Genomic DNA, 25,743 nt, shown 5'->3' with positions numbered 1-25,743 from the left:
TCAGTCGTTGTTCCGGGTGGTCGGCGCCGAAGCGTCGCTCAGCGATCGCCCATCTGCACGTAGTCGCGCTCGGTGTAGCCGGTGTAGAGCTGACGCGGACGGCCGATCTTGGTGGTCGGGTCCTCGTGCATCTCACGCCAGTGCGCGATCCAGCCCGGCAGGCGGCCCAACGCGAACAGCACGGTGAACATCCGCGTCGGGAAGCCCATCGCACGGTAGATGACGCCGGTGTAGAAATCCACGTTCGGGTACAGCTTGCGCTCGATGAAGTAGTCGTCGGACAGAGCGACCTCTTCGAGACCCTTCGCGATGTCGAGCAGGTCGTCCTGCACGCCGAGGGTTTCCAGGATCGAGTCGGCGGTCTTCTTCACGATCGCGGCGCGCGGATCGTAGTTCTTGTAGACGCGGTGACCGAAGCCCATCAGCTTGACGCCGGCTTCCTTGTTCTTCACCCGCTTCATGAAGTCCTTGGTGTCGCCACCCTCGGCGCGGATGGCGTCGAGCATCTCGAGCACCGCCTGATTGGCGCCACCGTGCAGCGGACCCCAGAGGGCGTTGATGCCGCCGGAGATCGAGGTGAAGAGGTTGGCCTGAGACGAGCCGACGAGGCGCACCGTCGAGGTCGAGCAGTTCTGCTCGTGATCGGCATGCAGGATGAACAGCATGTCGAGTGCCTTGGCGACGTCCGGGTTGACCTCGTAGGGCTCGGCCGGGAAGCCGAAGGTCATGCGCAGGAAGTTCTCGACGAGGCTCAGCGAGTTGTCCGGGTACAGGAACGGCTGGCCGGCCGACTTCTTGTAGGCGTAGGCGGCGATGGTCGGCAGCTTCGCCAGGAGGCGGATCGTCGACAGCTCGACCTGCTCGTCGTCCTTGGGATCGAGAGAGTCCTGGTAGTACGCCGACAGCGCGTTGACCGCACTCGACAGCACCGGCATCGGATGCGCGTTGCGGGGGAAGCCGTCGAAGAAGCGCTTGAGATCCTCGTGCAGCAGGGTGTGCCGCTGGATCTTGGTGGTGAAGTCCTCGAGCTGCGACGGGGTCGGGAGCTCTCCGTAGATGAGGAGGTAGCTCACCTCGATGAAGGTCGACTTCTCCGCGAGCTGCTCGATCGGGATGCCGCGGTACCGCAGGATGCCGGCGTCGCCGTCGATGTAGGTGATCGCCGACTTGGTCGACGCCGTGTTCACGAAACCACCGTCGAAAGTGGTCAGGTTTGTCTCGGCAAGGAACTTGCCGAGCGCAACCGAGTCAGTGCCCTCGGTGGCCTTCAGGATCGGGAGCTCCAGCTGTCCACCGGGGTAGGTGAAGGTCGCTGAGGCCGTGTCGGACGCCTGGTCGGCTGGGACTGTTTCAGCAGACACACGAACCCCTTATTCAGATCAGAGTTTTGACAGTGTCCGGGTAGGACACACAGGTACAAACTAGTCGCTTCTCAGCTCGCCTGCCCACGGAGGGTCGGCGCCACGCCTCGAGACGGTGACGGCAGCCACGTGAGCTGCGAATTCGGCGACCTCACGCCACTGATTGGCGGTCAGTGAGCGAACCGAATCCGGCGACAGCGCACCCAGTCGGTCGAGCTGGTGGACGAGGCCTCCCAGGACGCTGTCGCCGGCGCCGATCGTGTCGACGACGTCGACGTTCCGGGCGGGCACGGTGACCTCGTCTTCGGTCGTGGTCACGGTGATTCCGGACGCGCCCGCGGTGGTGATCACCGCTGCGACACCGTCGGCGAGCCAGTCCTTCACAGCGCTCCCGGCCGCCCCTTCACCGAGCCATGCCGCATCCTCGTCGGACAGTTTCACCACGTCGACGGACGGCATCCAACTGCGGAAACGCCGCCGGTAGGCGTCTGCGTCGGGGATGAGGACCGAGCGAATGTTCGGGTCCAGCACGACGAGTCGGCGTTCGGCGTGGCAGCGCCGCATCAGGTTCTCGTAGACCGTGGCGCCGGGTTCGAGCACCAGCGAGAGCGTCCCGAAGGTCGCCGCGGCGACGGTCGGTGCGAGTGAACCCGGGTCGGCGACAGTGCGATCCGCGGTGCCTTCCACATAGAACGAGTACTGCGCGGAACCGTTGTCCGCGATGGTGGCCAGCGCGAGCGACGTCGGTTCCCGTCGGCGCTGCAGCATCGCGGTGCCGACCCCGGCGCCCTGCAGCGAGCCGACGATGGCCTCGCCGTAGTTGTCGGTGGACACCGCCGACAGCAATGAGACGGCACTCCCCAAGCGTCCCAATGTGATCGCGACATTGAACGGTCCCCCGCCGAGCGCCGGCTGCAGTGGCGCCAGCGTCGCGCCGGGTGCCTGTTCCTGCTGCACCACGTCGACGAGCGCTTCCCCGCAGACAACGATCTCTCTCATGGGTCCCTTTCGTCTGTGTGGCCCAGTCTGCCACCCTCTCGGCGGTAGATTCGGTGCATGCACGAGTTGCCGGCGGGTCCCGATGCGGTGGTGCTCGACTTCTCGGCCTACGAGTCCCCGTCGGCCGCAGTGCTCGACGCAACGATCGCCCTGCGTGATGCCGTGGACCGCGGAGAGCTGCCCGGGGTCATCGATCTGGTACCGAGCGCCCACACGCTGCTGGTGCAGGCCCGACCGGGCCGCGGCGTCGACGAACTGGGTGTGCGGCGCGCGTTGCGTCGTCGACGTGCCGGTGTCCACCAGGGCGTCGGACGGGCTGACGAGATCCTCGTCCCGGTGCACTACGACGGCGACGATCTCGCGGATGTTGCTGACGCCCTGGGCATCTCGGCCGACGAGGTGATCAGCCTGCACTGCAGTACCCGCTGGCGTGTGCAGTTCATGGGGTTCGCACCCGGGTTCGGCTACCTGGTCGCCGACGAGCCGACACCGCATCCGTTCGACGCCGTGGGCCGGCGCGCCGAGGCGCGCACCCGTGTCCCCGAAGGTGCCGTCGCGATCGCCGCCGGGTACAGCGCCGTCTACCCGAAGGAGAGTCCGGGCGGCTGGCAGCTGTTGGGCCGCACCGATGTTCGACTGTGGGACGAGAAGGCCGACCCGCCCGCACTGTTCGCGACCGGACACCTGGTGCGGTTCGTCGACGTCAGGACAAGCGGGGGGGAATGGGCAGGGACGACATGAGCACAACCGGATGACCGCCGTCACCGTGCTCGCGACCGGCCCGCTCGCGACCTTTCAGGACCTCGGCCGCCACGGATACGCGCATCTCGGCGTACCCGCTTCCGGTGGTGCGGATCGCGGCTCGCTGACCTTGGCCAATCGCCTTGTCGGCAACGACGAATCGGCCGCCACGATCGAGACGACCCTGGGCGGCTTGCGTATCCGTGTCGAAGGCGACGTACTGGCGGTGGTGACGGGTGCCGACACCTCGGTGCGCCACAACGGGGTTCCGGTCGGTCTCGCCGCGACCGTCGTCCTGCGCGAGGGTGACGAACTGGCCGTCGACCCACCGGTGTGGGGTCTGCGCAACTACCTGGCGGTGCGCGGTGGGTTCGACGTCGAGCCGGTCCTGGGGTCGCGGTCGACCGACACGTTGTCGGGGTTGGGGCCGCCGGTTCTCACCGCGAATGTGCGGGTGCGGGTGGGCCGGGCCGCCGGCGAGTGGCCGTCCGTCCAGTCGGCGCCGGCGAACACCGAGCATCCGCGCGTCGTGGTTCTCGAGGTGGACGAAGGTCCGCGTGCCGATCTGCTGCACGCGGCTGCCGACCTGAGATCGGGGACCTGGGTGGTCGGCGCCGACAGCAATCGCGTCGGTGTCCGCATCGACCGCGCCGCGGGTTCGTCGTATCCGCTGCTGACGCATCGGGAGAACGCGGGCGAGTTGCGTTCGGAGGGGGTCGCTCACGGATCGGTACAGGTGCCACCGAGCGGTCGCCCGGTGCTGTTCCTCCCCGACCATCCGGTCACCGGCGGTTATCCCGTGGTGGCCGTGCTGACCGACACGTCGGCCGATCTCGCCGCACAGCTCGTGCCCGGATCGGAGATCCGTTTCAGACGGCGCTGATCGGAGATCCGATTCAGACGGCGCCGACGTTTGGGACCGGTGCCGGTCGGGAACGCGTAGGACGTCCCCGATGTGGAGGTACCACCGTGAGCGATCCGTCTGTGAACGATCTGTCGACCGTGCAGCTTGTCGAACGGCTCCAGAGTCAGGCGACGACCCTGGTCAAGACCGAGCTGCAGAATGCAGTGGCCGAGATGAAGGGGAAGGGGACCCGGATCGGTGTCGGCGCGGGGATTTCCGGCGCGGGCACCCTGCTGGTGCTGTTCGGCCTCGGAACGCTGGTCGCCGCTGCGGTCCTGGGACTGGCGAATGTCGTGCCGGCGTGGCTGGCCGCGGTGATCGTCGGAGTCGTGCTCCTGGCGATCGGCGGCGCAGCGGCGGCGTTCGGTGCGCAGCGTGCGAAGTCGGCCGTCCCGCCCGCCCCCGAGCACACCGTCGAGAGCGTCCAGCGCGACGTCGCAACCGTGAAGGAGCACCTGTAGATGAGTGACACGCAGCCCGATCGGAACCCGACCGACCCGCCGCCGGTGGAGCAGCAGCGCGAGGAACTCGCCGAGACCGTCGATGCGCTGGCGGCGAAGCTCGATGTCCCGGCACGAATGAACGCCGCCGCGGCGGAAACGGCGTACACCGCGAAGGTGAAGGCCGAGGAGAACCGCACCGCATTGATCGGTGTCGCGGTGGCCGTGCTGGTCGCCATCGGGACCGTCGTCGTCATCAAGCGTCGCCGCTGAACACCCGACCCAGGAGGAATTCGACATGACTGCCGTGTCCAAGGCGTTCTACAAACCACTGTCACTGGCGACGAGCGTGCTCGGCGGCATCGCCGCGGGAGCCGTGTTCGGCCAGATCTGGAAACGGATCTCCGACGACGCCGAAGCGCCCGATCCGAAGGATCTGGAGCGCAGCAATGTCGAGGTGCTCACTGCCGCGGCGCTTCAGGGACTGGTCTTCGGACTGGTCCGTGCGGCCGTCGACCGTGCCGGTGCACGCGGCTACCAGGCGGTGACTCACGAGAACCCCGACTAAGACGTGACGGTTGACACACCACTGAGACGAACCTAGGGTTCTGTCTCATGACTGAGGTACTGAACGACGAACAGACCACCTGTCCCGTTCACGCCACCGACGACGCGTCGGCCGAGCAGAGCTGCCCGGCCGACGCCGGGCGTTCTCCCGGCAGCCAGTTCTCCGAGGACGGCTACGAGACCGATGCCGAGGGAGTCAAACCCGCCCACGAGTACGAGCCCCTCGGTCCGGACTCGCTGACCTGGCAGATCTGGGGTACCTGGACCGGCATGTTCCAGGGCCTGTGGGCCGGTTCGATCCAGAACATGCACCCCAAGCTCGGCGCCGCCGTCTGGGACCACTCCGACTCTTCGGAGAACGCTGGCAGCGCCTGATGCGGTCGCTCTACCCGATCAGTGGCGTCGTCTTCGACTCCGTGATCCCCGGCACGAAGACCGGCCTCGAGGTCCGGGACTATCACCGCACCGTCAAGGGGACGATGGAGGACGGGTCGCGCTATCACGCGCTCGACCCCGACGTCTTCTACTGGGCGCACGCGACGTTCTGGTACGGCAACGTCCGCCTGTGCGAGCGGTTCGGCCCGTTCCTCACCGAGGACCAGAAGCGCCAGCTGTTCGAGGAGTCCAAGGCCTGGTACGCCCAGTACGGCGTCTCGATGCGCCCCGTCCCGGAGACCTACGAGGACTTTCTCGAGTACTGGGACTACATGTGCCGCAATGTCCTACGCGACCACGTGTCGGTACGCACGGTCCTCGACATCACCCAGCTGCCGCCGCCCCCGTTCCTGAGCTTCATCCCCAAGTCGGTCTGGGACCGCTACCTCGTCCCGCAGAACCAGAAGATGTTCATGTGGCTGACGACCGGCTTCTACGACGAGCCGATCCGCGAGATCCTCGGCCTCGAGTGGACCGACGCCGACGAGCGCCGCTTCCGTCTGTTGGGCAAGGGGATCAACCTCGTCATGCACAGGCTGCTGCCGAAACGCTTTCTGCGCCACCCGCGTCCGCGCGACGCGTGGGACCGCGTGAACGGCAGGGTCGCGAAGGACGCGCCGATCGTGCACACACCCAGGCGCAACCTGCCGCCGCTGGACCAGCGCGACAACCCGATGCACTACTGCCCCGTCACCGCCGCTCGGCGCGCGACGTATCCGACAGTGCTGACCTCGGACTGAGACTTCACGACGACGTCGGGGGCGGTTCCCGCTCACCTGTCCGGGTGAGCGGGAACCGTCGTCTGGTCTCTGCCCGGCCCGACTACTGCCGTCCCTGTCCCCGTCGCATCGCATGACGCACCCGCTCCGCCTCCCGCTGGGCATACGGGTTCGGCCGGCCGGCGCGTGATCCGGCGAGTTTGGCGCCGATGTGCTCCCCGACGGTGATCGGCGAGTATCGGCTTCCCGCACCGACGCACGACGGCAGGGTCGCGATCATCGCGTCGATGTTGCCGTCGTGGAAGTACGCGGCGGAGCGTCGACGCTCGATCGCGCCGTCCACGATCGGCGCCTTGACCCGGTGCAGCGTCGACATCCAGCGTTCGTTGGTCCAGCGGGCCATGAGGTCGCCGATGTTGACCAGCAGTGCACCGTCGACGGGACTCACGTCGTGCCATCGGCCGTGGTGGTCGAGGACCTGCAGGCCCTTCACCTGGTCCGCCCACAGGACGGTGACGATGCCGTAGTCGGTGTGCTCCCCCATCCCGGTCAGTTCTCCCTCGAGTTCGATCTCTCCGGGCGGGAGCGCGTAGTTGTTCATCCGCAGGACGTCGAGCGAGTGATCGGTGAATCCTTCGAAGAAGTCGGCGGGAAGGTCGAGGGCATCGGCGAAGATGCGGGTCAGGGTGTGTGCGACCCGTCGTGCCTCGACGAAATAGGTCGAGACGGCCGCCTCGAAGTGGTCGACGGCCGGCCACGTGTTGTCGGCGTAGTGGTTGTCGGGAAGAGCGAGTTCGGGGTACTCGCGTGCTTCGACCCCGACGTTGAACGCCTCGAAGAAGTCGTTCATGCGGTCCGCGGACTCGACGCCCAGCGACAGGGACAACGACTCCGACTTCGGTGGCGCGTATCCGCGATTGATCTCCGGCGGCGTTCGGTACGCCTTCTTCTCCTCGAGCGGGAGGGCGAAGAAATCGTCCATGACCGCGGTGAATTCCTCGATGACCGCCGGCGGGATCCCATGCCCGACGATCTGCATGAACCCGACCGAACCGGCGGCGTCGTCGACCTTCGCCGCGACCACGGCCCGATCGGCGGCATCACCGTTGCGGATGTAGGGCGAGATGTCGATGATCGGCACCTGGAAGCCGGTGGAGGCGGCGGTCATGGCGTCCATGGTGACACCGAATCACCGTAACCGCTGGCCAGGCGTCGAACGGCTCAGGTCCGCTGACCGGCGCGGTACTGGACAAAAGCCGGGATCAACAGGGCCGCAATGATTGTCGCGATCACCACGGCGACACCGCCGAAGGCCGTGGCGGCCGCGACCCCGATCGATGCGGCCGCGGTGCCGTGCGCCACGTCGCCGATCCGGGGGCCACCCGCGACCACCACGATGAACACGCCCTGCAGGCGCCCGCGGACCTCGTCGTTGGCCGCCGCCAGCAGGATCGTCTGACGGAAGGCGGCCGACGCCATGTCGGCGGCACCGCCGATCATCAGCAGCACCACCGCGACGACGAGCATCGGCATCGCCGTGCCGTCGGCGAAGGACACCGCGATGCCGGTTCCGGTGATCGCCAGACCCCAGATGATGATGCAGACGATCACGGCCAGGCCCTGCCGTTCGACGCGCGCGACCCAGCCCGAGAAGATGCCGCCGACCACTGCCCCCGCGGAGATCGCCGTGAACAACAGGGCGAACGCCATGCCGCCGCCCTCCGGTCCGCCGAAGTTCTCGTGTGCCATCTGCGGGAACAGCGCCCTGGGCATGCCGAAGATCATGGCGATGAGGTCGACGAGGAACGACGCCATCAGGATCTTGTGGCCGGTCAGGTACCGGAGCCCTTCGATCACCGAGCGCAGCCCGGCGACCTTGGGCGCCGCGTCGCTCTCCGGACGCAGCGACGGCAACATGACGACCGCGATCAGCGTCGGCAACAGGAACAGGGTGTCGGCGAAGTAGAGCCACGAGTAGCCCAGGATCGGGATCAGCGCTCCGCCGACGAGCGGGCCGGCGATGGCACCCGCCTGCATGACCGTCATGTTCAGCGACAACGCCGCCGGGAGATCCTTGGCGTCGAGCAGTCGTGGCAGCACCGCCGTCCGCGTCGGCTGGTTGACCGCGAAGAACGCCTGTTGAACGGCGAACAGCACCAACAGGATCCACACGTTGCCGCCGCCGGCTGCAGCCTGCACCCAGAACAGCGCACTGCACACGATGAGACCGACGGTGGTGGTGATCAGCAGTGTTCGACGGTCGACGACGTCGGCGAGTGCACCGCCCCACAGCCCGAACACCACCAGCGGGACCAATCCGAACACGCCGGTCAGGCCGACGTAGGCGGAGCTGCCGGTGACCTCGTAGATCTGTGCGGGCACCGCGACGATCGTGAGCTGGGCTCCGACGACGGTGACGATGTTCGCGAGCCACAGGCGCCGGAAAGCGAGAGTGCGCAGCGGCGTCGTATCGGCGAGGTGGCGGCGCATTCTCGCCATCCTAGGACCGCCCGCACACGAGTAGACCGACGCCGGCCCGGACGCCCATTACTGTCGAGGTGTCAGCACCTGTCCATGACCGCGCCCCCGCTCACGGGGCCGAGTGACCCGGGAAAGTCCGCATGACGACGACCACCGAACACCCCCACACGTGGACGGCGGAGGCTCTCGCCGACGGATTGGCAACCGACATCACGGTCGGGCTCACCGACGCCGAGGTCGCCGAACGTCGCTCCGAATACGGCGAGAACCGCTTGCGCAAGGAAGCCCGCGAACCGGCCTGGCGCAAGGTGCTGCGTCTGCTCGCGGACAAGATGACGTTGGTGCTCGTGGCGGCGGCAGCCGTCAGCGCCGGGGTGTCGCGCGAGTGGGAGACGCCGGTGGTGATCCTCGCGGTGATCACGTTCAACACCGTGATCAATTACGTTCAGGAGTCGCGAGCCGAAGAGAGTCTGCGCGCGCTGCGGAGCATGTCGGTGGACTCGTCACGGGTTCGACGAGACGGTCAGGAGCGGTACGTCGAACGCACCGAGCTCGTGCCCGGCGACATCGTCCTGCTCGAGGCCGGCGACGCCGTCCCGGCCGATGGCCGGATCGTGCAGGCGGCCCGGCTGCAGATCGCGGAGTCGGCTCTGACCGGGGAATCGCAGCCGGTCACCAAGACCGCCGATCCCCTCGCCGATCCGAACCTTCCGATCGGCGACCGAACCAACATGGCATTCATGAACACCGAGGTCACCCGCGGCCGGGCGACGATGGTGGTGACCGGAACCGGCATGTCGACCGAGATCGGCACCATTGCTTCGCTTCTGGGCACGGCCGGCGTCGACAAGACTCCCTTGCAGCGACGAATCGACCAGCTTGCGACGCTGCTGACCGTCATCGCGATCGTCGTGGTGAGCATTGTCTTCCTCCTCGGTCTGCTTCGCGGGGAGTCGTGGTCGGACCTGCTGTTGACCGCCGTATCGCTGGCGGTGGCGACCATCCCGGAGGGATTGACCGCAGTCGTCGCATTCACGCTCGCCCTCGGCGCGTCGCGGCTGGCCAAGCGCGGAGCGATCATCAAACAACTGGCGGCCGTCGAGACCCTGGGCAGTACAACCCATATCGCAACCGACAAGACAGGAACGCTGACCCTCAACGAGATGACCGTCCGAAAGCTGGTCGTGGCCGGTCACATCTGCCGGGTGACCGGCGGCGGCTACTCGCCCGACGGCAAGATCCTCTCCGACAGCGAGGATGCACTTCCCGATTTCCGCCGGGCCCTCCTGGCGATGTCGCTGTGCAACGATGCGTCGGTCGACGACGGTGTGCTGGTGGGTGACCCGACCGAGGGTGCGCTGGTCGTGCTCGCCGAGAAGGGCGGCATAGATGTGGTCGGCGCCCGGGCGAATCATCCGCGTCTCGCCGAGGTGCCTTTCGACTCCGACTACAAGTTCATGGCGACCTACCACGAGAGCAGCCTGCCGGGCACCGGCCCGTACCGGTGCTATGCCAAGGGCGCCCCGGGTGTGTTGATGAGTCGGGCGACGATGGTGCGTACCTCCGAGGGCGACCGCGCGATCACCGACGAAGATCGCGACCTGATCGCGGCGGCTGTCGACGAGCTCGGCCACGAAGGGCTGCGCACCCTCATGATCGCCGGGACGACGTTGGCCGAACTACCCGACGAGTCCTCGCTTTTCGACGCCGTCGACAACCTCGCGATATACGCGGTGGTCGGCATCCTCGACCCTCCTCGACCGGAAGCACGCGAAGCCATCGCGACCGCCCACGAGGCCGGGATCGGCGTCCACATGATCACCGGTGATCACCTCACCACCGCGTCGGCGATCGCCACCGACCTCGGCATCGAGGGCGAACCGCTCTCCGGCGGCGCCCTCGACGAGATCAGCGACGACGAGTTGCGAGCACGCGCAGCCCATTTCGGGGTTCTCGCCCGGGTGGCACCGGAACACAAGATCCGTTATGTCGAGGCGCTGCAGGCCAATGGCGAGGTGGTCGCGATGACCGGCGACGGCGTCAACGACGCACCTGCCCTCAAGCAGGCCGACATCGGCATCGCCATGGGTATCACCGGCACCGACGTCTCCAAGGGTGCAGCGAAGATGATCCTCACCGACGACAACTTCGCGACCATCGTCTCCGCGGTGCGCGACGGTCGCGGAATCTACGCCAACATCGTCAAGTTCGTGAAGTTCCAGCTCACCACGGCGTGGGGCTTCGTCCTCATCTTCCTCACCGCGGGTATCACGGGAATCGCCGGGGGCGCACCGTTCACCGCGCTGCAGATCCTGTGGGTCAACATCATCATGGACGGCCCTCCGGCGCTCGCACTCGGTGTCGACGCCACCGAGCCCGGCACGATGAAGCAGAAGCCGAGATCGCCCGGCGAACGACTGCTCAGCCGTAATCGCGTGCTCCGCATCCTCACACTCGCCATCGTGATGACCGTCGGCACCATCCTGACCCTGGTGTTCGCCGACGACATCTTCCCCGACAGCGCCCGCGACCCGCTCTTCGCGGGCACGCTGGGTTTCACGACCTTCGTCTTCTACCAGGTGTTCAACCTGCTCAACGTGCGTTCGGATCGTGGGTCGGTGTTCTCCTTGCAGACCCTGACCAATCAAGCGATCTGGATCTCCCTGGTGGCGGTGATCGTGCTGCACGTGGCGGTCGTCAACGTGGGCTTCCTTCAGGACCTGTTCGACACCACTTCCCTCACCGCCACCGAGTGGCTCTACGCCGTTGTCGTCGCGTCGTCGGTTCTGGTGGTCGAGGAGATCCGCAAGGCAGTGGTCCGCGCAGTATGGCGCTTCTGATACGGACCGCCGAGACACCGGACGCCCTGCGGTGGACGCACGATCGGCAGGTCGCGCCGGTGTCGGACCCGGCGGATCCGCCGGGTCGCAGGTTCAGGGCTGCAGCCGCTCGATGCGCCATTCGTGGTCGACGTGGGTGAGGCGCACCCGGTTGTGCAGGCGGTTCGCCCGCCCCTGCCAGAACTCGACCTCCACCGGAACGATGCGGTAGCCGCCCCAGTTCGACGGGACGGGGATCTCGTCGCCGGCGTCGAACCCGCCGTACTGCTCGGCCAGCTCGGCGGCCTTCTGCTCGAGTTCGAGTCGGCTGCCGATCGGCCGGGACTGTTCCGACGCGGCGGCCGACAACTGTGATCCCCGCGGTCGGATCTCCCAATAGGCCTGCGTCTCTTCGGCACTGAGGTGTTCGACCGGCCCGCGGAAATGGACCTGGCGCTCCAGGGCGATCCACGGGAAGGTCACCGATGCATGGGGATTCGCGGCCATGTGCTGGCCCTTGTCCGACTCGTAGCCGGAGAAGAACACCACGCCGTTGGCGTCGACGCCCTTGCACAGCACGGTCCGGGTCGACGGCCGGCCGTCGGCGTCGACGGTGCCGAGGACCATCGCATTCGGTTCCGCGATCCGGGCGTCGAGCGCTTCTTTCAGCCAGACACTGAACAGGTCGAGCCACGGCGGGTCGCCGCGGAGCCAGCTCGGGTCGAGGTTCTCACGGATGCCGTCGGCGCCGGCCGCACGATCGCCCTCGCCGATGTTGGGCGGAATACCCCCGCCGTAGCCGACGCGCATGTTCGGCAGATCGATCGATTCGAGCGGTTTCTCCAACACTCGGCTGAATTTACTCCGACAACTCAGTTACTCCCTGGTACACGCGGAGGGTGGTGCTGATCTACAGTTCGATCTGATCGACGCATGCGATTTCAGGACACAGTTGTCTCAGTGAGGTGGTTGTCATGGCCAACGCGGTTCCCGACGATTTCGTTCCAGGTCTCGAAGGCGTGGTGGCGTTCACCACCGATATCGCGGAGCCCGACAAGAACGGCGGCAACCTGCGCTATCGCGGCGTCGACATCGAGGATCTCGTCGAGAACAAGGTGACCTTCGCCGACGTCTGGGCCCTTCTCGTCGACGGAAAGTTCGGCGACGGACTGCCGCCGGCCGAGCCGTTTCCGCTACCCATCCACACCGGCGACGTGCGCGTCGACGTCCAGGCGGCGCTCGCCATGCTGGCCCCGATCTGGGGTTACGAACCGCTCCTCGACATCGACGACGCCACCGCGCGGGAAAATCTCGCACGCGCCTCGGTGATGGCGTTGTCGTATGTCGCGCAGTCGGCCCGCGGCATCCATCAGCCCGCCGTCCCGCAGCACGTCATCGACGAATGCTCGACCGTGACCGAACGGTTCATGACCCGTTGGAAGGGCGATCCCGACCCCAAGCACGTGGCCGCCATCGACGCCTACTGGGTGAGCGCGGCCGAGCACGGCATGAATGCGTCGACGTTCACCGCACGCGTGATCGCCTCCACCGGCGCCGACGTCGCGGCGTCGCTGTCGGGTGCCATCGGTGCCATGTCCGGACCCCTGCACGGCGGCGCGCCGGCCCGCGTGCTGCCGATGATCGAAGAGGTCGAGAAGACCGGTGACGCACGAGGATTGGTGAAGGGCATCCTCGACCGCAAGGAGAAGCTGATGGGCTTCGGGCACCGCGTGTACCGCGCCGAGGATCCGCGCGCCCGCGTGCTCCGACGCACCGCCCAAGAACTCGGGGTCCCGCGTTTCGAGGTCGCCGCCGCGCTCGAGCAGGCTGCTCTCACCGAGCTTCGCGAACGACGCCCCGACCGGGCGATCGAGACGAATGTCGAGTTCTGGGCCGCGGTCATCCTCGACTTCGCCGAGGTTCCGACGCACATGATGCCCGCGATGTTCACCTGCGGCCGCACCGCCGGCTGGTGCGCCCACATCCTGGAGCAGAAGCGTCTGGGCAAGCTGGTCCGTCCCGCCGCCATCTACACCGGTCCCGCCCCGCGACGCCCCGAAGACGTCGAGGGCTGGGGCGACGTGGTCAAGCCCGGGCTGTAGACCACACCACCGCGAGATCTTCACCTGGCCGCAGAATCGCCGGCCACAGAGAGTTCAGTTTCACTGCAACGCTGCCCGACGGGTCAATCGGATCGCAACCCTGACACCGAAGCTGTTCGGCGAGCAGGGATTTCCAAGCCTTCCTCAGACCCCGGCATGGCCGGTGCCTTAGTCTCCGCACAATCGAGAGGTCAACCCAGATCGCGCGCTGCGCCGATCACTTGAACGTGACCGGCAGCCCGAGCTGGTCGACGGTCGACCCGAGCGTATGCATAGCGCTTCTGCCCGAAAATGGCGATTCTGCGCGCGGTCGGAACGGAAAAAGCCGAGGCGCCAAGAAGGTGGTGTCCGCCACAACCCTAGAATCGAGCCCATGAGCGATACCGCAACCGCACCCATCACCCTGCCCGCCGACCTGCTGCCGTCGGACGGCCGCTTCGGTTGCGGACCGTCGAAGGTACGCCCCGAGCAGTTGCAGTCCCTCGTCGACACCGGCGCTTCGGTGTTCGGCACCAGTCACCGCCAGGCACCGGTCAAGAACGTGGTCGGCTCGATCCGTGAGGGTCTGGCCGATCTGTTCTCGCTGCCGGAGGGCTACGAGGTCGTCATCTCCAACGGTGGCACCACCGCCTTCTGGGACGCCGCCGCCTTCGGTCTGATCAAGCAGCGCTCGCTGCATCTCACCTACGGCGAATTCTCGTCGAAGTTCGCGACCGTCGCCAAGAAGGCGCCGTTCCTGGACTCGCCCGCGGTCATCTCCACCGACCCCGGCACCGCCCCCGACCCGGCCGCACTGACCGCCGACGACTTCGGCGGCGTCGACCTCATCGGCTGGGCCCACAACGAGACCTCGACCGGTGTCGCCGTGCCGGTCCTGCGACCTGCAGAGTCCGACGACGCGCTCATCGCCATCGACGCCACCTCCGGCGCCGGCGGTCTCCCCGTGAACATCGCCGACGCGGACGTCTACTACTTCGCACCGCAGAAGTGCTTCGCCTCCGACGGCGGCCTGTGGGTGGCACTGATGAGCCCGCGTGCACTCGCCCGCATCGCGAAGATCGCCGAGACCGATCGCTGGTGCCCGGAGTTCCTGTCGCTGCCGACCGCCGTCGACAACAGCAGCAAGAATCAGACCTACAACACCCCGGCCGTCGGCTCGCTGCTCCTGTTCGCCAACCAGATCGAGTGGATGAACAACAACGGCGGCCTCGACTGGTGTGTCTCGCGCACCGCCGACTCCAGCTCGCGTCTCTACCAGTGGGCCGAGGCCAGTGAGTTCGCGACGCCGTTCGTCGCCGAGCCCGCCAACCGCAGCCAGGTCGTCGGCACCATCGACTTCAACGATGACGTCGACGCCGCCGCGATCGCCAAGACCCTGCGCGCCAACGGTGTCGTCGACACCGAGCCCTACCGCAAGCTGGGACGCAACCAGCTGCGTATCGGTATGTTCCCGGCCATCGAGCCCGAGGACGTCACCAAGCTCACCAAGTGCATCGATTACATCGTCGAGCGTCTCTGAGCACGGCGAAGACCTACACCGTCACCGGCGCGTCCGTACCTTCGGGTCGACGCGCCGGTGGCGTTCAGGCCAGCGGGTAGCCTGGACAACACAGACCACATACGACGCACCCATCGCTGGTGTCGCACGGACCCCACGCGTTCTGAACTGCGGTTTTACCGCGTGTCCCACAGTGAATCGGCAGATCGGTGAGTTAATGTGGCCCCAATGCGTGCACCCACCGGAGGAGGAGCAGATGCGTGAGCTCCGCGTCGTCGGAGTGGAAACCGACGGTTCCCACGTCATCTGCCAAGACCCTCAATCGGGTGAGAAATTCCGGATCGCCTCCGATGAACGCCTTCGCGCCGCGGCCCGCGGCGACATCACCAGGCTGGGACAGATCGAGATCGAGATGGAAAGTGCATTGAGGCCACGAGAGATCCAGGCACGAATCCGCGCGGGTGCGTCCGTCGCCGAGGTCGCCGCCGCGGCGGGGGTGGGTGTCGACAAGATCGAACGTTTCGCCCACCCGGTATTGCTCGAACGCTCCCGCGCCACCGAGCTGGCCGGAGCAGCTCACCCGATCCGGCACGACGGGCCGGCGGTTGCGACCCTTGCCGAATCCGTGGCGGAGGGGCTCGTCGCATACGGCCACAACCCGGCCGACGCCGACTGGGACGCCTGGAAGGACGACAGCGGCTACTGGGTCGTGCAGGTCGCGTGGAGCGTCGGACGCACCGACAACCTCGCGCACTGGCGTTATCAGCCCGGCACGCACGGCGGCACCGTCGATCCGCTCGACGATCTCGCCGACGAGCTGACACACCCCGAGACCATCGCACCGCGGCGTCGACTCATGCCGGTCGCCACTCCGGAGATCGCCGTCGAGACCACATCGGACGGGCGTGAAGAAGTCACGCTCGACGCCAACTCGCTGATCGGTGCCCAGCGCGCGCGCCAGGAACGTCGTGCGGTGCGGGAGGACAACGGCACCGTTCCTCTCGATTTCGGGTTCGACGAGGAGACCACCGCCCACGCGCCCCCGGCACCGGTCACCCCGATCGCCGCCCCCGTTGCGCAGGCGCCTGTCCAGACCACAACCATGGAACCGGACGCCGCTTCGGCGTCATCCCCGGCGGACACACCCGGGCGCGACAGCACCGATGCCGAAGCGGACACCGCGTCGGCGACCGACCACGACACCGACTCGCCGGAGGGCCCTGCGACACGCGAGCCCGGACCCGCTCACGCCGAACGTCCGCGCAAGAAGAAGCCACGCAAGCCCGCCGTGCCCGCGTGGGAGGACGTCCTGCTCGGCGTACGCAGCAACGGGAACAGCTGACATATGTCGGCACGCGCGGCCACCGTCTGGTTCATCGACTCTTCCGACCCGGCCGACGACCTACGCAGCGTCGTGCGCGCACCGCGGCACGATCATCAGCACGCCCAGCAACTCGCGTCGAAGATCTACGGCGACAGCGTTCTCGTCCCGCTCGTCGACACCGACCTGGCGACCGCAGCCGCCGCGAAGGATCACCACGTCTACGCGGGGTTCTACGGTTCGCTCGCGGTCATCTCATGCTCGCTGTTCGAGACGGCCGTCCCCTCGACGCTGACCCGGACGCTGGCCGCGATCCGCCCGAGCGCGGTGACGACGCTGCTCTACACCGAACCCGACACGTCGTTCGGGGCGTTCGCGCGCTGGGAATCGGGGTCACTCCGACGCTCGTTCTCCGCCGACCCGGTGACCATCCATGAGGACCACGGGCTCCCGTTCACCTTCGAGAAACCGTTCTGGGGTGGCGAGTACCCGCTCACCTACGCCGAAGGTGTCCCCAACCAGGGGATGGCGCTGCCTTTCCATCCGGCCCAGCTTGCCGAGGAGGCCAACCGGTCCTGGCTCGGGTTCCGCTACACCCATCCGCTCGCCCCGACCGACCTCGACCCGGCCGACATCACCGTCACCGGCTTCGCGCTCCACCCGGCGGAGTACGAGCCGACCGCCGCCGATTTCGAGAACTATCGCCGAGCCACCGCCGCCCACGCCGGGGAACGCGCCGCACCGCCAGAGGGCCGTCCGCGCAAGCGCGGACGCATCCGGGAGTATTTCGGCTTCTGACCGCTCCTCGTGCCCGAGCCCGTGGATGACTTCGAGTGTCTCGACTTCGGGGATCTGGGCTCAGGTCAGAGGCGGCTGAGTAGTTCGGCGAGGTGTGTTTCGATGAGCGACCGGGGATCCGCGCGCAGTTCGCGGCTCGGCGGGACGACCCGTGGCCGGTGGTCGATGACTCTGCGCACCACAAGGCGTGCTTCATCGCCGGACGCCGTTGCGGGTCCGTGGATCTCGTTACGTACCTGTTGGAGGTGTTCGATGAACCGGCGGGGTATGTCGGGTCGCCGGTTGATGCGTTCGGGGTTGGGTGGTGCCCCGGGCTCGGCGTTGAGCCGCCAGACGCAGCGGCCTTCATCGGATCCTTCACGGACCATCCGGGTGGTGTACTGGCCGGGTTGCTCTCCGACCATGCGGTTGTGTTTCGGACATGCGGGTGCGAGGTCGGTGATGTCGGTGAGTCCGCCGAGGCCCCAATCGAGTTGGGCGTGATGCATTTCCACGTGTGCGGCGGAGAGGTCGCAGTCGGGTGTGGAGCAGTTTTCGCCGTCGGGGCGGGCGAAGGACACCAGGCGCTGTTCGCGGGTGGCCAGGCGCTTGCCGCGTCCGAAGTAGAGCGGGACGGCGGTGGCGTCCTTGAACACCGCCAGCCATGGTTGGGCGTCGGCGGCCAGGTTGACGAGATCTTTGATCGGGATCAGGGTGCCGGTCGCGGTGGTGGCGAAGCCGGCTTCACGGATCAGATCGTTCAGATCGGCCTTGAAGATCATCTGCACGGGTAGTCCGCGGTGGCTCTTACCCAGTAGACCGTCCTCGAACACAGCTTTCAGCAGTGCGTTGAAGGCGTCGTGGTTGAGCTGGGCCGGGGTGCGGTCATCCCGCTCGGCGGCTGCGGCGACCACGTCGGGGTCGGCGTCGTCGATCGAGCCATGGGGTGATTCAGGGTCGTCGGGGTTGTTCATGCCGGGTTTGGCCCAGACGGCGAGCAGCATGGTGACCCGGGCAAGCAGTTCGGGTGTCAGGGTGCCGGTGAGTTTGGCCGTGCCGTCGGCACGCTGCCGGTCGACCCACAGATTCCGGCGGCGCTGGCGATCCGAATCGTCGGTGAGGGTGCCGTCGGGGTCGAGGTGGGCCAGCAGTCGGGATCCCAGGGCGGTGATGTCGGCCGGCGTGTGGTCGACGGCGATCTCGGTCATCTGAACTTCGGCGGCGATCTTCACGTCGTGGTCGACGGCGTGCGGAATCTGGTCGAGGACATCGATGACCGCACGAACATGGGCGGGGCCGACATGCCCGTCGGCAAAGGCCTCGGCCAGGGTGGGGTGCTGGGGTGGGAGCGGTTCACCGGTCGGGCTGGAAAAGGTTGCGGTGGCCGACATCTGGTCGCGGCGACGCATGGGTTCGGCGATCCGGAGGCGATGGGTCATGAACTGGATGACACTGCGATGACCGGTCTTACGCGGTAGGTCACGTTCGGTGGCTTCGACGACCTGACGGTCCCCGGCAAAACTCAGTCGCGCCATGGCCCTTTCGGTCTCGGCGGCGAGATCGACGAGTTCGGCATCCGAACACTGCGTCAGGTTCACCGTCTGCAACTGGTCGATGAGCGAATGGATTTGATCGACGAGCGCGGCAGCTCCGGAAGGCGGGACCGCGGCGGCGGGCCGTGCGCTGTCTGCCAAGACGGTCACCCCCGGAGAACACTGATCGAATACATGTTCGACTGTACACGGGAATGCGCTGGTCCGCACCGAATCTTGACGTCCACTCATCGGCTCGGCCCTGTCGGTGGTGTCTGGTAGGTGAGGCTTGGGCCAGGTGTTGTCCGCGCGGTGGCAGAGCTAACGACCCATGATCAGCAACGCGATCGACGACGTCACCCCGGCCAGGAAGCCGATGAGCAGGCCCCAGACGATCCAGCGCCATACGAGGCGGTAGCGGAACTCCCAGAGGGTCCAGCCGAGGCCACCGGCGACGACGAGCACCGCGGCGATGCCGAGGAACTTCAGGATGCCGCCGATCAGTTCGTAGATCCCGACGAGCACGAACGCCCCGAAGAGTGCGCAGACGGCGGATACGCCGATGCCGAGCGCCCAGGGCGTGGGCTCGGTGTGCCCCACCCACGGAGTGGGCTCGCCATTCCGATCGAACGGTTCGGGAGTGTTCACTCCCCCATCGTGCCCGACCGGACACGCTCGTAGAACGCGACGGCCGCGGCTGTCGCAACGTTGAGCGAGTCGGTTCCGCGACTCATCGGGATGCGGGCCTTCACATCCGTCGACGCCATCGCCGACGCGGTGAGGCCGGGCCCTTCGGCGCCCACCAGGAATCCGATCTTCTCGGCGTCGACCGCCTCGGCGAGCGTCACCGCGTCGGGGTCCGGGGTCATCGAGACGAGACGGAAGTCGCGGGAACGCAGTTCGTCGAGACCACGGGGCCACTCGTCGAACTTGGCGAACGGCACCAGCAGGGCATGACCCATCGAGACGCGAACGCAACGCCGGTACAACGGGTCGGCGCAGCCCTGACCGAACAGGACGGCGTCGACGCCGAGGCCGGCGGCGTTGCGGAAGATCGAGCCGATGTTCTCGTGATCGTTGACGCCTTCGAGGATCGCCACGGTGCGCGCGGTCTCGACGATGTCCGGCACCGAGAGCACCTCGGGGCGTCGCGAGACGGCGAGGACGCCGCGGTTGAGGTGGAAGCCGACGATCTCCGCCATCACCTCGGCCGAGGCCCGGAAGAACGGGACACCCGACAGCGACGGGTCGCGCAGATCGTCGTCGAGTTCCTTCATACGCTTGTCGACGCCGAGAAAGGCGTGGGCGGAGAACCTCGAGGCGATCATGCGCTGCGCGACGAGCACGCCTTCGGCGATGACCAGACCGCGTCCGGGGCGTCCGCCGGGCAGAACCGGGAGGTCGGGTCGGCGGTCCACCGAGTTGAGGTCACGGAAGTCCTCGACCCGGGGATCCTGCGGGTCGTCGATGTCGATCACTTCCACTGCGAGCCCGGGCACCGGAACAGTGTGCCACCCGGGCCGTACGTGACCTGCGACACCCGTTCGAACACCCGATGAGTACCCCGGCCTCGCCGATGTGGAAATGTTGAGCCCGTGACCAACAGCGTCTCGACCCCGACGTCACGTCTGTCCCTCCAGCGCGCCACCGACGCCGACTGGGACGACATCATCACCACCGATGCCCGTGCGTTCGCCATGCGCAATCCACTGCCCGACGACGAGCGCGCCGACCTTCGCGGCAAGGTCGCCGACGACGACATCGTCCTGGTGCGCGACACCGGCCTCCCGTCGAAGCCGCTCGTCGGGGTGTCGATGTTCTACCGGATGTCGATGTCGTTACCCGGCGCCGGTGTGGCCGACGCCGCCGGACTGTCGTGGGTGTCCGTGGCGTCGACGCATCGTCGTCGTGGAATCCTGCGCACGATGCTGACCGAGATGTTCGGGCAGTGGGAGGCCGAGAACTACACGTTCGCGATCCTGACCGCGAGTGAGGGCACCATCTACGAACGCTTCGGGTTCGGTCCGGCGTGCTTCTCCAACACCGTGTCCATCACGCCCGGGCATGCACCGATGCGCGGCGATCAGCCGAAGGACGCGACCGTGCGCTTCGCCGACGTCGACGAGATCGCCGCTGCCGTACCCGATCTCCATGCACGCTGGACGCTCACCACCCCCGGCGCGCTCACCCGGACCCCCGCCTGGTGGGCACCGATCCTCGCCGACCGGCCGTCGGAGCGTCCGCTGCCCGCGAGCGGACTGCATTACCTGCTGCACGACGACGGCTACGCCAGTTACCGCATCTACAAGAACGAGAACGGTGGCGTGCGGGGCGAGGTGAACGAGGTCTTCGCGGTCACCGACGACGCCCACTCCGACCTGTGGCGGGTACTGACCAACCTCGACCTGATCCCGTCACTGACCGCCACCATCCCGGTCGACGACCCGTTGCGGCACAAGCTGATCAACGCGCGAGATGTGTCGATCACCGGCCTGCGCGACGAGATGTGGCTACGCATCCTCGACATCCCGGCCGCGTTGGGATCGCGGAAGTACGCCGCCGACCTCGATGCCGTCATCGAGGTCACCGACGAGTTCCGTGGTCACGGAGGGGTTTTCACGGTGTCCGCGCGCGGCGGCGACGCGATCGTCGCACCGGCGGCCGAAACCGCAACGCCCACAGTGAAAATGGACACCTCGGTGCTGTCGAGCATCTACCTCGGCGGCATACGACCGTCGGCCTTCGCGGCGGCCGGCCGGCTCAGCGTCGACTCCCCGACAACGCTTCGAGCTCTGGACCAGGCCTTCACCACCGATCAGGCACCGTTCTCCGGCACGTTCTTCTGACCCCGCAAGCTCCGGGACTCATTCTGGAGCGGGCAATGACCGCGTCAGACCGCCCGGGTGTGCGGCACGTCGGTGTTCGGCTTACCGAGGATCTTGTTGAAGATGATCACACCCTCGCGCAGGGCGTCCCGTTCGTCCGGCGACAGTTCGCGCAGCCGGTCGCTCAGCCAGGCCTCGCGGGCCGCCAGCTCTTCCTTGATGACCTCCACCCCGTCCTGCGAGAGCGTCACGATGGCCTGACGCCCGTCAGTCGGATGAGGTTCGCGCTTGATCATGCCCAGATCCGACAGCGACGCGATCACCCTCGTCATCGACGGCGGGCGCACCCGCTCAGCCGCGGCGAGGGCACCAGGGGTCATCGGACCTTCGTGATGGAGCGTGTAGAGGGCGGAGAGCTGCGTCAGCGAGACCAGCTTGTTCTCGCGCCGCCCCCTCAGGCGTCGCGCGAGACGTACGACGGCGAGGGACAGGTCGCCGGATAGACTTCCGTAACCATACGGTGAATGCATTACCCCAGAGTAGGACAGCTAACGACCTCCAGATCTCTAAGCAAAGCAAATTGACCCGGGTGGATGACAAACCGGTCGCAAAATTTGACTACAGGCGTTAGCTGATGAGGTCGGAGATCGGTCCACGCGCGAAGTAGGCGACGAAGACCGCGGCCACCAGCCACAGCAGCGGATGAACCGTGCGGGCCTTGCCGGCCGCGGTGGCCATGACCACCCAGCTGATGAAGCCGATCCCGATGCCGTTGGCGATCGAGTACGTGAACGGCATCGACACGACGGTCAGGAAGGCCGGCAACGCGAAGTCGAAGCGACGGAAGTCGACGGCCGTCAGCTGGCCGATCATCATCGCACCGACCACCACGAGGGCCGGCGCCACCGACTCGAGCGGGATCACCTCGTAGATCGGCGTCAGGAACATCGCGACCAGGAACAGCACGCCGGTGACCACATTGGCCAGGCCGGTGCGGGCACCTTCGGCGATGCCCGACGCCGATTCGACGAAGACCGTATTCGACGATGCCGAGCCGACGCCGCCGGCGATGGCGCCCGTCCCCTCGGCCACCAGCGCGCGGCCGATACCGGGCAGGTTGCCCTTCTCGTCGGCCAGGCCGGCCTCCTTGCCGAGGCCGGTCATCGTTCCCATGGCGTCGAAGAAGTTGGAGAGCACGAGCGCGAACACCAGCACCGACGCCGCCAGCACACCGATCCGGGTGAACGCGCCGAACAGGTCGACATCTCCGACGAGGCTCAGGTCGGGCAACCCGCCCAGCGCGGTAGGGATGTCGGGCACGGTGAGGCCCCAGCCCGACGGGTTGTCCATGCTGGAGCCGTAGTCGAAGATGCGCTCGAGCACGACCGACAGGACAGTGGTGATCGCGATGCCGATCAGCAGACCGCCCGGGACCTTCCGTACCACCAGGACACCCATGATCAGGACACCGAGGGCGAAGATCAGCGTCGGGATGGTGGCGATCGAGTTGTCGCTGCCCAGCTGGACCGGAACGGTGGTTCCGGCGGCGTCCGGGATGCGTTTGACGAAGCCGGCGTCGACGAAGCCGATGAACGCGATGAACGCGCCGATGCCGGCGGCGATGGCCGCCTTGAGTTCGGCCGGCACCGCGTTGAACACCGCCGTGCGGAATCCCGTCACCGCCAGCAGCACGATGATGATGCCGTCGACCACGACGAGACCCATCGCCTCCGGCCAGGTCACCTCGGGCGCGATCGAGACCGCGAGAAGACTGTTGATCCCGAGACCGGCGGCGATCGCGAACGGATAGTTGGCGACGAGACCGAAGAGGATCGACATCACGCCCGCTACCAGTGCGGTGACCGCGGCGACCTGCGCCAGCGGCAGCACGTTGCCGAGCACGTCGGCGTTCTTGTCGCCGCCGGGGATGCCGCCGATGATGATCGGGTTGAGCACCACGATGTAGGCCATCGTGAAGAACGTGACCAGGCCGCCGCGGAACTCGCGGTTGATCGTCGATCCGCGCTCGGAGATCTTGAAGAAGCGGTCGAGTCGACCGTTGGGCGTCGTCGACGCAGGGCCTGCGGTGGTCGCGGGGCCGGTGTCGACCGTTGCCGGGTCGGCAACACCTGCGTCGGCCGCTTCGGTCGCCTCCGCGGTCGAGGTGTCGGCGGGTGTCAGGTCGCGGGCCTCACTCGGGACATCTTTGGGCACCTGTGGAAAGCTACCCTTTGTCTCATGGCCGATACAGTCGACGTCCCCGAAATACCGCGCGTGCTGCGTGCTCCCGAGCCGGTGATCGTGGTCGGGATGGTGGCCTGGCTGGTGGCTACGGTGGTCGTCGCGGTCAACGATGTGGGCGGCGGCAACGCACTCCGGATCTGTCTGGTCGGGCTCGGCGTCGGCCTTCTCGGCACCACGATCGTGCTGGTCCAGCGGGCCGGCGTCCGCCGAGGCGCCCGCGGTGCGCAGGAGGGTCTGGACTAGATCGGGTCCGCGATTCCCGACGCGCCGCTGCGGTTCTTCCCTGCGCTCGGACGCCGGAACGGCTTGAGCCGGAGGACGTGACGCAGGACAAATCCGAGCACCGGCCGGATGAACGGCACACCCCATCGCCAGGGCAGCCAACCGACCCACCGCGGCGATCCGGCGATCTCCCACGTCACCGTGACGGTGTCGAGCCGAGCGCCGTCGGTGATGGTGAATCGCTCGGCGAAGTTCTTGATGGCGAACGGCAGCGAGATGCCGGTGCCGACCAGGACGAGTTGCTCGCGCTCGGTGACCGCGGCGACCCGCTGCTCGACCGACAGGATGGTGCCCGACATCGTCCGCCGCGATCCGACGCCGACGACACCGGACCCGCGCGTCGTCCACTGCGGCCCGGTGAGGAACGGCAAGCTCGAGAGGTACTCGGCCTCGGTGAGCCGCTCCCACACCTCACGGCGTGACAGCGGCGTCGTCTCCTGCAGGGTGATCGCGAACGACGCCCGACGGTCGATGTAGTCATCGACCTCGTCGAGCGACATGTCCCGCACCGCGAATCGGCTGGGGTTGCCCGCGAGCCCGTGGAGCACGAACAGCGCGATGATCCCGAGCACGCCGAGCACCACCAACACCCCGAGAACGATCAGCAGGATCGTCGTTGCACTCACCCAGGCCCCCAATCAGGTTTCATATATGAGTATCAGAGCGCACGGTGTCGCCACGAGCGAATCCGGGGACGAGTGAAACCTACGTGGCCTCGCCGACCGGGCGCAGGGCTTGTCGCCCGGTCGCCCCGACGCCGAGGGCCACCACCGCGAGGGCGAGCAGCGCGATGGGCAGGGTCGCGAAGGTGGCGATGGCCCCGACCATCAGCGGCCCGCCCGCGTCACCCACCTCGCGTCCGAGTTCGGCGTTGCCCATCGTGCGACCCATCCGTTCGTCGGGCGTCGAGTCGGCCAGATGGGCGAAGGCCAACGGCGTGACGCCCCCGACCATCACCCCGATCGCCGCGGACGCGATCAGCAGCGTCACGGCGTGCGGCACGAACGCAACGAGTATCAGTGCGGCCGCGCCGACGGTCATCCCCGCCAGGGCTCCGGTTCGGATGGTCAACCGACCTTCGTCCCGGTACCGGCCGACCAACGGCTGGACGACGGCGGACACCAGGGCGAGAACCGCTACCGACGCCGCGCCGACGAACGACGGCAGACCCTCGCGCGAGGCCAGTAGCGGCAGGAAGCCCACGGCGACACCGAGAATCGCGGTCGTGGTCGCGAGCAGCATCGTGGGGACGAGGAAGCCGCGCTCGGTCGTCTGACGGGCCAGGTCGGCGAGGGTGTATCGCTGCCGGGGCAGCACAGGCGGCGCGGGTAGTGCGACGGCCACCCAGACCGCGGCGGCAAGGCCGAGGACCGCGAGTGCCGCGTACAGCGACCGAATCCCGCCCAGATACACGAGTCCGACGCCGAGCAAGGGTCCGAACACATAACCCAGGCTCTTCCATGCGCCGTAATGACCGAAGTAGTGCCCCAACCGTTCTCGCCCCGCCAGGCGGGCCACCGCCGCCGACGAAGCGGGCGAGAACGCGGACGCTGCGGCGCCCTGACCGAGCCGGGCGAGCGCGAGAGCCAGCGGCGTCGCGGTCGCCACACCGATCAACGACGCCACCGCGAAGGCGACCAGCCCGCCGAGGATCACCGGTTTGGCCCCGATGCGATCACTCAGAGCCCCGAACAGC

At 67.3% G+C, this 25,743-nt stretch carries 24 protein-coding genes and 1 pseudogene; 13 read left to right on the top strand and 12 right to left on the bottom strand.

The features are described 5' to 3' along the window. Positions 1-38: 38 nt before the first annotated feature. On the bottom strand, positions 39-1,361 hold the full coding sequence (locus tag GOAMI_RS08550) for a citrate synthase (RefSeq protein ID WP_006436074.1): 1,323 nt from the start codon (positions 1,359-1,361) through the stop codon (positions 39-41). 60 nt (positions 1,362-1,421) lie between these two features. Further along, positions 1,422-2,360 (bottom strand): carbohydrate kinase family protein, encoded by a 939-nt coding sequence (locus GOAMI_RS08545; protein ID WP_006436073.1) that lies wholly within the window; start codon positions 2,358-2,360, stop codon positions 1,422-1,424. 57 nt (positions 2,361-2,417) lie between these two features. Between GOAMI_RS08545 and GOAMI_RS08540 the strand changes: the two genes are divergently transcribed. From GOAMI_RS08540 to GOAMI_RS08515, 6 genes and pseudogenes are all read left to right on the top strand, one after another. After that, the gene (locus tag GOAMI_RS08540; RefSeq protein ID WP_006436072.1) at positions 2,418-3,101 is read left to right on the top strand and encodes a 5-oxoprolinase subunit B family protein; all 684 of its coding nucleotides are present in this window, start codon (positions 2,418-2,420) and stop codon (positions 3,099-3,101) included. 10 nt (positions 3,102-3,111) lie between these two features. Continuing rightward, positions 3,112-3,984, top strand: a complete 873-nt coding sequence (locus GOAMI_RS08535) for a 5-oxoprolinase subunit C family protein (protein ID WP_006436071.1) — start codon at positions 3,112-3,114, stop codon at positions 3,982-3,984. Positions 3,985-4,070: 86 nt separating this feature from the next. Then, positions 4,071-4,466 carry a phage holin family protein gene (locus GOAMI_RS08530; protein WP_006436070.1) on the top strand — a complete coding sequence of 132 codons (396 nt, stop codon included), beginning with the start codon at positions 4,071-4,073 and terminating at the stop codon, positions 4,464-4,466. Beyond that, complete coding sequence (locus GOAMI_RS08525) at positions 4,467-4,718, top strand: DUF3618 domain-containing protein (protein WP_006436069.1); 252 nt, start codon at positions 4,467-4,469, stop codon at positions 4,716-4,718. Between the two features lie 25 nt (positions 4,719-4,743). After that, positions 4,744-5,013: a DUF4235 domain-containing protein gene (locus GOAMI_RS08520; RefSeq protein ID WP_006436068.1), complete on the top strand. Its 270-nt coding sequence runs from the start codon at positions 4,744-4,746 to the stop codon at positions 5,011-5,013. A 47-nt stretch (positions 5,014-5,060) separates the two neighbouring features. Continuing rightward, a pseudogene (locus GOAMI_RS08515) lies at positions 5,061-6,187 on the top strand (oxygenase MpaB family protein). Positions 6,188-6,269: 82 nt separating this feature from the next. On the opposite strand, the gene GOAMI_RS08510 reads toward GOAMI_RS08515, so the two are convergent. Both GOAMI_RS08510 and GOAMI_RS08505 read right to left on the bottom strand, forming a co-directional pair. Continuing rightward, positions 6,270-7,343 carry an isopenicillin N synthase family dioxygenase gene (locus GOAMI_RS08510; RefSeq protein ID WP_006436065.1) on the bottom strand — a complete coding sequence of 358 codons (1,074 nt, stop codon included), beginning with the start codon at positions 7,341-7,343 and terminating at the stop codon, positions 6,270-6,272. A gap of 44 nt (positions 7,344-7,387) precedes the next feature. Then, a complete protein-coding gene (locus GOAMI_RS08505; RefSeq protein ID WP_006436064.1) occupies positions 7,388-8,656 on the bottom strand; it encodes an MFS transporter in 1,269 nt (422 codons plus the stop codon). Positions 8,657-8,787: 131 nt separating this feature from the next. On the opposite strand from GOAMI_RS08505, the gene GOAMI_RS08500 reads away from it, so the two are divergent. Then, positions 8,788-11,487, top strand: coding sequence for a cation-translocating P-type ATPase (locus GOAMI_RS08500; RefSeq protein WP_006436063.1), 2,700 nt, complete (start codon positions 8,788-8,790; stop codon positions 11,485-11,487). 93 nt (positions 11,488-11,580) lie between these two features. On the opposite strand, the gene pdxH is transcribed toward GOAMI_RS08500, so the two are convergent. After that, positions 11,581-12,276: a pyridoxamine 5'-phosphate oxidase gene (gene pdxH, locus GOAMI_RS08495; RefSeq protein WP_210738121.1), complete on the bottom strand. Its 696-nt coding sequence runs from the start codon at positions 12,274-12,276 to the stop codon at positions 11,581-11,583. 164 nt (positions 12,277-12,440) lie between these two features. Between pdxH and GOAMI_RS08490 the strand changes: the two genes are divergently transcribed. From GOAMI_RS08490 to GOAMI_RS08475, 4 genes are all read left to right on the top strand, one after another. Continuing rightward, positions 12,441-13,568 (top strand): citrate synthase 2, encoded by a 1,128-nt coding sequence (locus tag GOAMI_RS08490; protein ID WP_006436061.1) that lies wholly within the window; start codon positions 12,441-12,443, stop codon positions 13,566-13,568. 373 nt (positions 13,569-13,941) lie between these two features. After that, on the top strand, positions 13,942-15,087 hold the full coding sequence (gene serC / locus GOAMI_RS08485; protein ID WP_006436060.1) for a phosphoserine transaminase: 1,146 nt from the start codon (positions 13,942-13,944) through the stop codon (positions 15,085-15,087). Positions 15,088-15,322: 235 nt separating this feature from the next. Next, a complete protein-coding gene (sepH, locus tag GOAMI_RS08480) occupies positions 15,323-16,408 on the top strand; it encodes a septation protein SepH (protein ID WP_006436059.1) in 1,086 nt (361 codons plus the stop codon). Between the two features lie 3 nt (positions 16,409-16,411). Then, positions 16,412-17,185, top strand: a complete 774-nt coding sequence (locus tag GOAMI_RS08475) for a DUF6928 family protein (RefSeq protein WP_006436058.1) — start codon at positions 16,412-16,414, stop codon at positions 17,183-17,185. Positions 17,186-17,250: 65 nt separating this feature from the next. Here the strand turns inward: GOAMI_RS08475 and GOAMI_RS08470 are convergent, their stop codons facing one another. The 3 genes from GOAMI_RS08470 to GOAMI_RS08460 all read right to left on the bottom strand — a co-directional run bounded on the left by GOAMI_RS08470 (position 17,251) and on the right by GOAMI_RS08460 (position 20,195). Beyond that, positions 17,251-18,858, bottom strand: coding sequence for a DUF222 domain-containing protein (locus GOAMI_RS08470; RefSeq protein WP_006436057.1), 1,608 nt, complete (start codon positions 18,856-18,858; stop codon positions 17,251-17,253). Positions 18,859-19,017: 159 nt separating this feature from the next. Continuing rightward, the gene (locus tag GOAMI_RS08465) at positions 19,018-19,344 is read right to left on the bottom strand and encodes a DUF2537 domain-containing protein (RefSeq protein WP_006436056.1); all 327 of its coding nucleotides are present in this window, start codon (positions 19,342-19,344) and stop codon (positions 19,018-19,020) included. After that, entirely contained in the window at positions 19,341-20,195 is an 855-nt protein-coding gene (locus GOAMI_RS08460; protein ID WP_006436055.1) for a TrmH family RNA methyltransferase, read from the bottom strand. Before GOAMI_RS08460 ends, GOAMI_RS08465 begins: the two co-directional genes overlap by 4 nt. A 96-nt stretch (positions 20,196-20,291) precedes the next feature. Here GOAMI_RS08460 and GOAMI_RS08455 point away from each other — a divergent pair, with 96 nt between their 5' ends. Continuing rightward, a complete protein-coding gene (locus GOAMI_RS08455; RefSeq protein WP_006436054.1) occupies positions 20,292-21,542 on the top strand; it encodes a GNAT family N-acetyltransferase in 1,251 nt (416 codons plus the stop codon). 44 nt (positions 21,543-21,586) lie between these two features. On the opposite strand, the gene GOAMI_RS08450 is transcribed toward GOAMI_RS08455, so the two are convergent. Next, positions 21,587-22,051, bottom strand: a complete 465-nt coding sequence (locus GOAMI_RS08450; protein ID WP_006436053.1) for a MarR family winged helix-turn-helix transcriptional regulator — start codon at positions 22,049-22,051, stop codon at positions 21,587-21,589. Positions 22,052-22,148: 97 nt separating this feature from the next. After that, positions 22,149-23,735, bottom strand: a complete 1,587-nt coding sequence (locus GOAMI_RS08445; protein WP_006436052.1) for an NCS2 family permease — start codon at positions 23,733-23,735, stop codon at positions 22,149-22,151. A gap of 24 nt (positions 23,736-23,759) precedes the next feature. Here GOAMI_RS08445 and GOAMI_RS08440 point away from each other — a divergent pair, with 24 nt between their 5' ends. Further along, positions 23,760-24,008 (top strand): DUF2530 domain-containing protein, encoded by a 249-nt coding sequence (locus GOAMI_RS08440; RefSeq protein WP_006436051.1) that lies wholly within the window; start codon positions 23,760-23,762, stop codon positions 24,006-24,008. Here the strand turns inward: GOAMI_RS08440 and GOAMI_RS08435 are convergent. Further along, entirely contained in the window at positions 24,005-24,673 is a 669-nt protein-coding gene (locus GOAMI_RS08435) for a hypothetical protein (protein ID WP_040004690.1), read from the bottom strand. The two genes, GOAMI_RS08440 and GOAMI_RS08435, sit on opposite strands and share 4 nt — an antisense overlap. Before the next feature lie 79 nt (positions 24,674-24,752). Further along, on the bottom strand, positions 24,753-25,743 hold a 991-nt coding region (locus GOAMI_RS08430), incomplete at its 5' end, for an MFS transporter (RefSeq protein ID WP_006436049.1).

The organism is Gordonia amicalis NBRC 100051 = JCM 11271 (genome assembly GCF_000332995.1).
In the GTDB taxonomy this organism is placed as follows: Bacteria; Actinomycetota; Actinomycetes; order Mycobacteriales; family Mycobacteriaceae; genus Gordonia; species Gordonia amicalis.
This window is presented reverse-complemented; position numbering and strand designations above follow the sequence as displayed.